Raw genomic sequence first — 11,403 nt, forward strand, 5'->3', positions numbered from 1 at the left:
CCGTCACGGACCTGTCAAATGCCGTTCACAGAAAAGTGTGCATCCTACCAAAACCGGGATCGGGAAAACCCGCATTCGATTCCGCATTTTTACAACGACCCCACCAAGGTGGGGCGTGCCTGCCCGGCATTGCGGACGTGCCGACACATGGATTTCATATTTCACTGAAACAATTCGCCTGCGCTCAACGGTCACCGTTTCGGAAAATGACAGTACGCCATGCAGCGTCGAGTTCCGGAATTGGGGCGGGGGAAGCATCTCAATGTCTTAACAAAACGAGAAATTACAGTGAAGAAAGCTCTATTTGCCCTGGCGGCAGCGGGTACCTGCGCCATTTCCGGCGTGGCGTCGGCACAAACCGCCTCCACCGTGACGCTGTACGGCATCGCCGATGCTGGCGTCGAATTCGCCACCCATACGCCTGGCGGCAACGGCGGCACGGTAGCCCGCGTAAGTTCGGGCAACATGTCCGGCTCGCGCTGGGGCCTGCGCGGCACCGAAGACCTCGGCGCCGGCCTGAAGGCGATCTTCACGCTGGAATCGGGCTTCGACATCGATACCGGCACCTCGGGCCAGGGCAATCGCCTGTTTGGCCGCCAGGCCTTCGTCGGCCTGCAGGGCACGTTCGGCGCAGTGACGCTGGGCCGTCAGCAGAACTCGCTGTATGACCTGTTCGGCGCCTATGACCCGATGGGCGTCGGTCCGAAGTACTCGCTGAACAGTGTCGATTCGGGCTTCAACGGCCGTGCCGATAACGCCATCAAGTACACCGGCAAGTTCGGTGGCCTGACCGCCACGACGTTCTACAGCACGGGCCGCGATTCGACCGTCGCCGGCAGCACCGAAGTGCCGGGCAACTACAAGATCGGCCGCAACTTCGGCGCGGGCCTGGCCTACAACGCGGGCGCCTTCTCGATCGGCACCGCGTACGACCAGTACCAGGGCAATATCGCCGCCACCGACGACCGCGCCGTCAAGCGCCTGGCCTTCGGCGGATCGTACGACTTCGGCGTGGCCAAGGTGTTTGCCGGCTACCGCTGGATGCGCGACGACGGCGTTGCCACGGCAGCCACCGCATCGACGCGCAACAACGTGTACTGGCTGGGTGGCCTGTATCGCGTGACGCCGGCGCTGTCGCTGACCGGCGCGGCTTACTACACCGATACGCACAACAGCAACAACGATCCGTGGATGTTCGTGCTGTCGGCCGACTACTCGTTCTCGAAGCGTACCGACGCCTATCTGAACCTGGGCTACGTGCGTAACAAGGGTACGTCGGCACTGGGCCTGAACGGTTCGGGCACGGCCGTGGCCGGCGCCAACCAGACCGGCGCGATCGTCGGCATCCGTCACCGCTTCTAAAGCAGGAGACACTGGCAGACGGGGCCTTTCCCCCCGCACCTGCCGGATAATAAAACGCCCCTCACCCGGCTTGGCGGGACGAGGGGCGTTCTGCATTGGAAAACCGGATGGCGCGCCGGGGCGCGCGGTGGCTTCAGGCGTTGGGCTGGGCGTTGCTGGCGTCGCCGCTGCGCAGGCGTTCCAGCGCGCGCGTCAGCAGCGCGCCTTCTTCGGCATCGGTGGTGGTGTGCAGCATCTGCGCGGCATGGTGCAGGCGTTCCTTGTCAGGCGCGCTGATGCGCTCCGCGGCATCAAGCAGATCGAGTTCCTTGTCGATGCGCTTGCTGAGCTTGCGAACGAATTCCGGGTCGAGCTGACCCTGGGCGGCGCCGTGTGCGATGTGGTACATCAGGGCCGTGAGGCCCTCTGGCGTGGTCTCGGTGGTGTCGAGGGAAGGGCGTTTCATGGCAACTCCGTAAGAGGGTCCCGACCACTGTAGCACTGTAATCGCTAAATCCGATGTCGCCAGCAAAGATAGTGCGTGTGCAGTGACCTTGAGCGACCGGTGTGCGCTCCGGGCGACGCGAAAAGCAGTTTCCAGGTGTCGATCGCCGCGCATCCGGGGCCGCGCGTGAAGGTCGATGAAGGACTTAGCGCGCGTCCGCATGTCGATCAGCGCGCCCCCTTCAGCGCGCCGCCATCAACACGCTCCCCTCTCCACAATCACGGCCCGCAGGCTGCGGCTGCTCCGGACAGGATGACGACCTGACGCAGGCCCTTGGTGGTTGCATCGTCGTCCGCGCCGACGGTGTTGTTGGTGAACTTGCAGCCGTAGTTGGGCGCGGCCACCACCGATGTGGTCAGCACGTCGTCGCCAGCGGGTGTGGGGCCGCCCTGTTCCCAGCTCACCATGTCGTCGAACGCCTTTGCCTGTTCGGCCACCGTGAAGTCGCAATGGCTGATGCCGCGGATCGCGCGTTGCACCAGCCACTTCGACGTGCCGTTGGCATCGGCGCGGCGCTTGTAGATCTGCTCCATGCTGAACGGCACGTACATGTCGCCCAGCGTGTGCAGCGTCAGCACCGGAACGCTGATCTTGGCGGCGTTCTGCGGAATCCAGCGCAAGCCGTCGCGGCGCAGGCGGTTGGCGTCTGGTGTGGCGCGCACGCGGAAGATCGCCGCGTTGAAGGCCTGCTCATCGGGGGACTGCGCCGGGTCGTTGTCGAACTGGTAGGTGAAGCCCGTGGTGTCGACGACGTTCTGCGTCAGCACGCCGTTGACCGTGCCGTCCTGCCCGAATGTGCTCCACACCGCATCCTGCAGTCCCTTGGAGGCCGGGCTCTGGCCGAAGCCCAGCTCGAACAGCGGCCGTTCTCCACCGGTCAGGTTCTTGACCACGGCCTTGAGCTTGTCGCCCGCAGGCGTGGTGGCCGAGGGATACGTCGTGAACAGCGCGGCGACCAGCGGAGCGGCAATCTGTGACCAGTTGCTCACCGGCCACGATGTTGCGGGCATGCCGGCCAGTTGCTGCGCCGCGGTCTGGTAGCCGCCGAAATAGTTGAACAGTTCGGTGTCGCCCAGCACGCCGCACATCGGCACCGATCCGTTGTACGTCACCTTGTGCACGGCGGTCTGGATGTTCTCGGCGTCCACGGCGGCTGCGGCGATATGTCCGCCCATCGAGTGGCCGACGATGTAGGTGCGCGTCGGCGCGGCCAGTGTGCGGCCTTTCTGCTTGGCGATGTCGGTGAACGCCTGCGCCAGCGCATTGGTGTCTTCCACGCCGGCGCGCACGTCGTAATAGTTGGTCGAATAGCTCGATGCCGCCCAGGCATAGCCGGCTTCCAGCAGATGGCGGCGCAGGGCGGGAATCGTGACGTCGAGTTGCGATCCGGTGCCGGCGTAGCCGTGCGCGTACATCACGAGTTTGCCGTTCCAGGCGGCTGGCACCTCGATCATGTAGCCGGCCTTGCCCAGCACGCCGGTCCAGCGGTCTGCTGCCGGAGCGCCCGCCAGCGGCGTGAGCTTGGCGGCCAGCGCAGTTGCATCGACCGTGAAGGTGCGGCTGTCTTGCGGCCGCAGATCCTCGGGCTGAACGGTGGGCGGGGTGGACGCGGCGGGCGGTGGATCGTCGCCGCCGCCGCAGCCGTATAGAAGCGTGCTGGCAGCCAGCGCGATGGCGGCGCTGTGGAATGCGCGATGCATGATGTCTCCTGTCTTCGTTATGTGGATATCGGAGTGCGTCGGCACGCGCGTCCTCTACAACCAGGTGGCCTGCATCTTGTCGATCTCTTCCCCCGCGGTGACAACGCCGCGTCACTGTATCGGGGTTCAAAGCGCACTCCAACTCTCAAACGGGTGACTGAAGACTGCCGCGTGCAGTGCAGCATGGGGGTAGGCGTTATCCGGCAATGCAATGGGAGGGCGGCCGACGGCGTGGCACGAGTGCGCCTGCCTATACTGCGAACGTGGCGCAAATGCGCGCTACGGGGAGCCAGCCATGTCCAGAATTGTTCTACTGTGGATGCTGCCGATGGTCCTTGCGGGGTGCGTGTCGTTCAGCAGCAGCGACCCGAATCCGCCGCAGCGCACCACCGTGGTAACGCCGCCACCGGGCACCGCCACCACCATCTGCAGCCCGGGTCCGTGCTAGGGCGCGGCGCCCGTGGACGAAGCGCCGCGGACGTGCACCTGGCGCACCTGACGCATTACGCCATCGGCAAACAGAATCGGGCGCGATAGCGGGATCCCTGCGGCGCGCAGCGCGTCAGCGGTCCACGTATTGCAGGTGTAGAAACCGTTGTAGCGTGCCGCCGCGCCGAAATAGAGTCCGCCCGGATACGGGCCGTCGCCGAGCCGCAGCGGACGCCCTTGCGCGTCGGTCTGTACTGCCCGATTGAGGAACGCGCGCAAGTGCTCGCGTCCATCGTGATCGATTGCCAACCGCACGACGTTGTCGGCGCCGAACGCGGCCGCCGGTGTATCGCGCAAGATCGTCAGCAGGATCGCGCCGTCGCCAGGCAGCAATGCCGACAGCAGCGTCGAGGGCCCGCGCTCGCGGCTCAGCAGATAGTGGCGATCGCCAAATCCGAAGCAGAGAAACCGCGACCCCTCGTAGCCGTCGGCCAGCCGCAGCAGTTGCGCATCGGCATCGTCGCTGCGGATGCAGATATCGGTATGCCAGCCGCGCTCGACCACGTCGATGGTGGTTTCGACCGGCAGCGCGGCGGCCGGCCTGGTCGCGCATCCGGCCAGCGCGCCCAGCACGGCGACGAGGAGGGTGGCGACGATGGCGTGCGGCGTTGGCATGACGCGGGGCTAGCGCTGGCGGATGGGATGTAGCACGGCGTCTTTCATCGCGTGCGCGCGGAACCGGCCCATGCGCCGGCGGGTGCGGCCACCGTTCGATCGATCAGCCCGACGATGGCCGCCTCAAACGACGCGGCATCGGCGCCCGCGGCAATTTCCAGCGCGGCGCGGTCGAACGCGGCCGACAGCAGCGCCGCCAGCGCATCGGCCGGCGCATCGTCGGCCAGGCCCTGTCCCACTGCCGCGCGCAAGCCCTCGCGCAATGTGCGGCCCGCATGCCGCGCATCGAGCGCGAAGATTTCCGCCGCGCCCAGCACGGCCGGCCCGTCGATCAGCAGCAACTGCGTGCGCCCCGGCACGCGCATCGCCTTCAGGTACGCCAGGCTGCCTGCAATCAGCGCGTCACGGATCGGCACGTCGTGTGGCGCGGCGCGTTCGATTTCATCGGCCACCGCGCGCGCCTCGTCTTCCAGCAGCGTGCGGTACAGGTCTTGTTTGCCGGCGAAATGGTGATAGAGCGCGCCCCGCGTGATGCCCGCGGCCGCGGCAATCTCCGGCGTGGAGGTCGCCGCGTAGCCTTTCTCGATCAGCAATCGGCGTGCCGCGCCCAGCAGCGCCGCGCGCGTTGCCTGCGTGCGCAACTGATTGGATTGTGTTTTTTTATCTTGCATACATACAGCCTGTATGTCATAACTATTGGGAAAAATGCAATCTGTATGTTACGTCAGCCGCCACCAGGAGCCAACATGGAATCGACGCCGCTACGCCTCACCAGTCATTACGCCGTGATTGCCACTCGCGATGTGGCTGCCACCTCTGCGTTTTTTGTCGAACATTTAGATTTTCAGCCGCTGTTCAGCGCTGACTGGTACGTGCATCTGCAGGAGCGCGCCAATCCGCATGTGAACCTCGCGGTGCTGCATGCCGATCACGAAACCATTCCCGCCATCGCGCGCGGCAGGACGGCGGCTGGCGTGCTGCTGAACTTCGAAGTCGAAAATGTCGATGCGGTATATGCGCGGGTGCAGCGTGCGGGCCTGCCGATCCTGCTGCCGTTGCGCAACGAACCGTTTGGCCAGCGCCATTTCATCACGGCAGATCCGAACGGCGTGCTCGTCGACATCATCACGCCGATTGCGCCGTCTGCCGAATTCGCGGCCCAGTACGATGCGGCGGCGCTGCCCGGCTAATGCAAACAGAGCGCAGGCGCTGCAGATGCGACGCACTGTGAGCCGGCTGTCCGACTCAGCCCAGGCCGATCGTCTGCAAGGCCCAGCCGCCCAGCGCGCAGGCCGCCACCACCAGCCACGGCGGTGCGCGCCATGCGGTCAGCGCGACAAGTGCGCACAGTGCCAGCGCAAAGTCGGCGGCGTGCAGCACGGCGCTGGTCCATACGGGGTTGTACAGCGCGGCGACCAACAGCCCCACTACCGCTGCGTTGATGCCGGCCAGCGCCGCGCGCGCGCCGCGATTCCGGCGCAGGCGCTCCCAGAACGGCAGCGCGCCCACCACCAGCAGGAACGATGGCGCAAAGATCGCCACCAGGCACAGTGCGCCGCCGAGCCAGCCGTTCGGCACCACGGCGCCGGCCGCGCCAAGAAACGCGGCGAACGTGAAGAGCGGGCCGGGCACGGCCTGCGTGGCGCCGTAACCGGCCAGGAACGTGTCGTTGTCGACCCAGCCGGTCGGCACCACGGCGGCCTGCAGCAGCGGCAGCACGACGTGGCCGCCGCCGAACACCAGCGCGCCGGCGCGATAGAACGCATCGAACAGCGCCATCGCATGCGTGCCGGACAAGCGCGCGGCCAGCGGCAGGCCCACCAGCAGCGCCGCAAACGCGATCAGGCAGAACAGGGCGACGCCATGGCCGATGCGGATCGGCAGCGGCTCGTGCGGCACGGCATCTGCGGTGCGGAAGGTCCACAGGCCGACGAGGCCGGCGACGACCATCACTCCGACCTGGCACCACGGCGACGGCGCCAGCGTGACCGCGACCGCGGCAAGCCCCATCAGCGTGACGCGCGGCGCGTCGGGACACAGCGAACGGCCCATGCCCCACACCGCCTGCGCCACCACCGCCACGGCGGCCACCTTCAATCCATGCAGCGCGCCGGCCGGCAGCAGCCAGCCAAAGCGCGTGATGCCCTGCGCAAACACCATCAGTGCGAGCGCCGACGGCAGGGTGAAGCCGATCCACGCCGCCAGCGCGCCCGCATAGCCAGCGCGCGACAACCCCACCACCATGCCCACCTGGCTGCTGGCGGGGCCCGGCAAGAACTGGCAAAGCGCGACGATATCGGCGTAGGCGGCGTCGCTGAGCCAGCGCCGGCGCACCACGAAAGCGTCACGGAAATAGCCAAGATGCGCAACCGGGCCGCCAAAGGAGGTCAGGCCCAGACGCAGGAAGACCGCAAAGACTTGCCAGACTTGGCGCATGGGTATGCCTCTCGCGCGGATCACGCGATCGTGTCGTGGGTGGGCTCGGCGCAGTCCGCCACGGCGGGCGCGACGGGCCGGATGGTGGCGACGAGTCCCGTGCCGTCGGCCGGCGCGCGATTGGCCAGCTCGACCGACAGCCCGTGCAGCACGGCTATACGGCGCGCGATGGAAATGCCCAGGCCGGTGCCTTGTTCGTGCTGATTGGCAGTGCGGAAGAATCGATCGCCGAGACGCTCCAGCTGCTCCGGCACGACGCCGGGCCCGCGATCGGACACGACGATGCGGTCCGGCTCGAACGCCAGCGTGACCACGGTCCCGGCAGGACTGTAGCGCAGCGCGTTGTCCATCAGATTGCGCAGCATGAGGCCAAGCAGCGTGGGATCGCCGCACAGCTGCGGCGGCGTCTGCCCGGCCGGCGGCCACAGCACTTCCATGTCGACCTGACGGCGTTCGGACAGCAGCAGGCAATCGCTCAACACATGCTGCGCCACTTCGCGCCAGTCCACGGGGGTGCGTTCGGCAAAGGTGCCTTGGGCTTCGAGCCGGCTCATCGTCAGCAACTGCGAAACCAGATGGCTCATGCGGTCCAGGCCCGCCTCCACCTTGGCGGCGGCCTGGATGCGTTCGTCCGGATCTGGCGAGCGCCGCGCCACTTCCCACTGGGCCTTGAGCGCGGCCAGCGGCGTGCGCATCTCGTGCGCGGCGTCGGCGGTCAGGCGGCGTTCCTGCTCGATCAGCGCGGAGACTCGATCGAGCATCTGGTTCATTGCGCGCACCAGCGGCGTCAGTTCGGACGGCACGTTGTCCATCGACATTGGCGCGGGATCGCCGGGCGCGCGATCGGCAATCGCGTGCGATAACGTCAACATCGGGCGCAACGTGCGGCGCACGGCCCAGATCAGCAACGACGTGAGCAGCGGCAGGCCGAGCACCCACGGCAGTACCTGCGCCTGCAGGTACGACACGACCAGTTCCTCGCGTTCGGCCAGGATCTGCCCGACGCAGACGCGCCAGCCTTCCACGGGGTCGTCAAGGTAGTAGAGGCGCCACGGAACACCGTCGATTTTGCGTTCGGTGAAGCCGCGCACGCCGCCCAGGCGGGGCAGCCGGTCGCCTTCGGGGTCGATGTGCAGCGCCTCGCCGCCGGGACGCCAGGCGGCAATCGCCAGGTCGCCGAGGCCGGCGTCGCCCATGTCGCCGAGATCGGCGTCGCCGGGCGCTGGGCCCTCGCCGCCATTGGGCGGCGACACCGCGGGCGACCCCGGGTGCACCAGCGGCAGCATGGCCTGCATCTGCTGTGCCATGCGGACCATCGCCGTGTCATAGAGCTCGTTGATTTCCTCCTGGGCGCTCAGGTAGACCAATACGCTGGTCAGTACCCAGGCAAACGCCACCGTGGCCAGAACGGCCAGCAGCAGCCGCCTTTGCAGCGTCATGCATCCTCTCCGGCGGTCGGCTCCGTGGCCGGGGCGCCGAGCGCTTCGAGCGAACCGAGCGTATAGCCCGCGCCGCGCAGTGTGCGCACGATGCCGGGATGCAGCTTGCGGCGCAGATGATGGATATGCACTTCCAGCGTGTTGCTTTCCGATCCTTTTTCCCAGTCGTAGAGCTTGTCGCGCAGGAATTCGCGCGTCAGCACGCGGTTCGGGTAGGTCAGCAGCAGTTCCAGCAGCATCGATTCGCGGCTGGTCAGGTCGACGGTCTTGCCTTGCCACGTCGCCAGCCGCGCCGCGGGTTGATATTCGAGCGGTCCATGACGCCACACCGGCTCGGGCATGCCGGCCGCGCGGCGCGTCACGGCGCGCAGGCGCGCGGCCAGTTCATCGAGATCCACGGGTTTGACCAGATAGTCGTCTGCGCCCGCATCAAGCCCGCCGATACGGCTTTGCACGGCGTCGCGCGCGGTCAGCACCACCACCGGTACCGTGCGGCCCTGCTGGCGCCAGCGCTTGAGCAGTGCAATGCCGTCGTCGTCGGGCAGGCCGAGGTCGAGCAGCACGGCGTCGTAGTGCACTGCCGCCACCGCGCGATCGGCTTCGGCGCAGGAAGAGAACCAGTCGACCGCGTGCCCCATCAGCTTGAGCCCACGCTGCAGCCCGTCGCCAAGCATGGTGTCGTCTTCAACGATAAGAATCCTCATGATTGGCAGTCTGAAAACAATGGTTTGAATTAGGGGTTTGGAACGGGTCGATTAGTGCACATCGAACGGGCCAAAGGGTAGCATCGCCCGCAGGCCGCTGCACGCTTAATCTGGCGTTAAGGTGCATCTCATAACCTGCGCGCACAAATTCGACAATCATCTTTTTTCATGCGCGTGCTGGCAAGGCACGCGCTTCGCGTTTTTCCAGCCCCCGGGATCCCAATGCCCCCCACCAAAATTCAGGCGAGCACGCACCAAGCGATCTCCGAAGTCGCCCCTGCATCACCCGCCGCCGCGGGACCGCGCGCCCCGGCGTGGTCCGTTTCCACCGGCTGGGTAGTGGCGTTCGTGGCCCTGGTCTTGCTGGTCTGGTTTGGCTCGCTTGGCCTGCGCCATCTGGTGGGGCCGGACGAAGGGCGCTACGCGGAGATCTCGCGCGAGATGGTGGCCACCGGCGACTGGGTGACGATTCGCTACAACGCGCTCAAATACTTCGAAAAGCCGCCGTTCCATATGTGGGTCACTGCGCTGACCTACGCGTTGTTCGGTCTGGGCGAATGGCAGGCACGGCTGACCGTGGCGCTGGCCGGGCTGCTCGGCATCGGCATGTCGATGCTGGCGTCGTGGCGCTGGTTTGGCGCGCGCGCCGCCGCGTTTACCGGCTTGGCGTTGCTGGCCGCGCCGATGTGGAGCGTGGCCGCCCATTTCAACACGCTCGATATGACGCTGGCCGGCGTGATGTCCTGCATTCTGGCCTGCATGCTGATGTCGCAGCATCCAGCCACGTCGCGTAACGGCCGACGTGCCTGGATGCTGGCGTGCTGGGCGGCGATGGGCGTGGCCATCCTGACCAAGGGACTGGTCGGCATTGCGCTGCCCGGGCTGGTGCTGGTGGTTTATACGCTGGTCTCGCGCGACTGGGGCATCTGGCGGCGGCTGCACCTGACCGCCGGGGCGGTCGTGATGCTGGCGATTGCCGTGCCGTGGTTCTATCTGGTGGCGCAGCGCAACCCCGAGTTTCTGAATTTCTTTTTCATTCACGAGCACTGGCAGCGCTACACGTCGAATGTCCACTCGCGCGGCGGCCCGATCGTGTATTTCGTGCCGCTGATCATCGGCGGTTTTCTGCCGTGGGCGAGTCTGTTTCCGCGCATGTGGAACGCGATGCGCACGCCGGTGGAAGGCGAGGCGCGCTTTCGCCCCGCGCTGATGGTTGGCATCTGGGCCATCGCGATTTTCGTGTTCTTCAGCCTGTCGCGCTCGAAGCTGCCCGGCTATATCGTTCCGGTTATTCCCGCGTTGGGCATCCTGGCTGGCATGGCGCTCGACCGCATTGACGTGCGCGCGTGGGGCAAGCACCTGACAGGGATGACGATCGTGGTCGCGTGCGGCTTGCTCGCAAGCCCCGTGGTGGCGACGCTGAATGCCAACCATACGCCCAACATGTTCTATCGCAGCTTTGCGATTTGGGTGGCAGTGGCGTTCGTGATCATGCTGCTCGGCGCAACGGCGGCGCGCGCGGCGCTGCGCCGCGGCGTTCTGCCCAGCGTGGCGGTGTACGCGCTGGGCATGTATCTCGGATTCACCGCGGCGCTGCTCGGGCACGAGACCGTTGGCGGCCCGGCCTCGGGCGCCGATCTGGCGCCGCAGGTGGCCCAGCAGCTGACGCCGGGCATGAAGCTCTACGGCGTGCGCATGCTCGACCATACGCTGCCGTTTTATCTGCGCCATCCGCTCACGATGGTTGCCGAGGCCGACGAACTGACCTTCGGCACGAGCGTGGAACCGCAACGCTGGCTGCCCAGCGTCGCGGCATTCGAAAAAGTCTGGAAGGGCGGCGAACCCGCGATGGCCGTGATGTCGCCGGCCACCTATCTGGAACTGTCGCCGACGATTCCGTTGTATGTCGTCGCGCGCGACTGGCGCCGCGTGGTGGCCACCAACGTGCCGCCCGGAACGCCGCGCGGCGCAAACTAGCCCCCGCGACACTCGCGCGCTTGCCCGCGCATCGGGGCCGCGTTCTGGCGGTCCGATGCACGCGCTGCGCGCGCTTTATTTTTGCAGTGCTAACCTGTTCTACCCATGCAGCAAAAGCGAGTCCTGATTCTTGGCGTCAACGGCTTCATCGGCCACCACCTGACGCGCCGCATCCTGGAAACCACGCCGTGGGAGGT

11 protein-coding genes are annotated in these 11,403 nt (G+C 66.6%); 4 read left to right on the forward strand and 7 right to left on the reverse strand.

Going from position 1 to position 11,403, the window contains the following annotated elements:
- Positions 1-288 precede the first annotated feature (288 nt).
- Positions 289-1,362, forward strand: coding sequence for a porin (locus AC1RKI_RS14685; RefSeq protein ID WP_244788036.1), 1,074 nt, complete (start codon positions 289-291; stop codon positions 1,360-1,362).
- Between the two features lie 133 nt (positions 1,363-1,495).
- On the opposite strand, the gene AC1RKI_RS14690 is transcribed toward AC1RKI_RS14685, so the two are convergent.
- Entirely contained in the window at positions 1,496-1,807 is a 312-nt protein-coding gene (locus AC1RKI_RS14690) for a hypothetical protein (RefSeq protein WP_061959215.1), read from the reverse strand.
- A 257-nt stretch (positions 1,808-2,064) separates the two neighbouring features.
- A complete protein-coding gene (locus AC1RKI_RS14695; RefSeq protein ID WP_492795885.1) occupies positions 2,065-3,546 on the reverse strand; it encodes an alpha/beta hydrolase family protein in 1,482 nt (493 codons plus the stop codon).
- A 295-nt stretch (positions 3,547-3,841) separates the two neighbouring features.
- Between AC1RKI_RS14695 and AC1RKI_RS14700 the strand changes: the two genes are divergently transcribed.
- Positions 3,842-3,994: a hypothetical protein gene (locus AC1RKI_RS14700; RefSeq protein WP_157779589.1), complete on the forward strand. Its 153-nt coding sequence runs from the start codon at positions 3,842-3,844 to the stop codon at positions 3,992-3,994.
- Here AC1RKI_RS14700 and AC1RKI_RS14705 read toward each other — a convergent pair.
- On the reverse strand, positions 3,991-4,650 hold the full coding sequence (locus AC1RKI_RS14705; RefSeq protein WP_492795887.1) for a DUF2459 domain-containing protein: 660 nt from the start codon (positions 4,648-4,650) through the stop codon (positions 3,991-3,993). The two genes, AC1RKI_RS14700 and AC1RKI_RS14705, sit on opposite strands and share 4 nt — an antisense overlap.
- Before the next feature lie 44 nt (positions 4,651-4,694).
- Entirely contained in the window at positions 4,695-5,321 is a 627-nt protein-coding gene (locus AC1RKI_RS14710) for a TetR/AcrR family transcriptional regulator (protein ID WP_492795889.1), read from the reverse strand.
- Between the two features lie 75 nt (positions 5,322-5,396).
- Here AC1RKI_RS14710 and AC1RKI_RS14715 point away from each other — a divergent pair, with 75 nt between their 5' ends.
- Positions 5,397-5,840 carry a VOC family protein gene (locus AC1RKI_RS14715; RefSeq protein WP_492795890.1) on the forward strand — a complete coding sequence of 148 codons (444 nt, stop codon included), beginning with the start codon at positions 5,397-5,399 and terminating at the stop codon, positions 5,838-5,840.
- Positions 5,841-5,895: 55 nt separating this feature from the next.
- Here AC1RKI_RS14715 and chrA read toward each other — a convergent pair whose 3' ends face one another.
- Genes chrA through AC1RKI_RS14730 form a run of 3 tightly spaced genes read right to left on the reverse strand, consistent with a single transcriptional unit; the run spans position 5,896 to position 9,229 of the window.
- Positions 5,896-7,086 (reverse strand): chromate efflux transporter, encoded by a 1,191-nt coding sequence (gene chrA, locus AC1RKI_RS14720; protein ID WP_492795892.1) that lies wholly within the window; start codon positions 7,084-7,086, stop codon positions 5,896-5,898.
- A 20-nt stretch (positions 7,087-7,106) separates the two neighbouring features.
- On the reverse strand, positions 7,107-8,525 hold the full coding sequence (locus AC1RKI_RS14725; RefSeq protein WP_492795894.1) for an ATP-binding protein: 1,419 nt from the start codon (positions 8,523-8,525) through the stop codon (positions 7,107-7,109).
- Positions 8,522-9,229 (reverse strand): response regulator, encoded by a 708-nt coding sequence (locus AC1RKI_RS14730; protein WP_061959222.1) that lies wholly within the window; start codon positions 9,227-9,229, stop codon positions 8,522-8,524. The genes AC1RKI_RS14725 and AC1RKI_RS14730 overlap by 4 nt, the downstream gene beginning before the upstream one ends.
- 222 nt (positions 9,230-9,451) lie before the next feature.
- Between AC1RKI_RS14730 and AC1RKI_RS14735 the strand changes: the two genes are divergently transcribed.
- Positions 9,452-11,206 carry a glycosyltransferase family 39 protein gene (locus AC1RKI_RS14735; protein WP_150982133.1) on the forward strand — a complete coding sequence of 585 codons (1,755 nt, stop codon included), beginning with the start codon at positions 9,452-9,454 and terminating at the stop codon, positions 11,204-11,206.
- Positions 11,207-11,403: the final 197 nt, after the last annotated feature.

The organism is Cupriavidus sp. GW822-FHT06G04, from assembly GCF_058799075.1.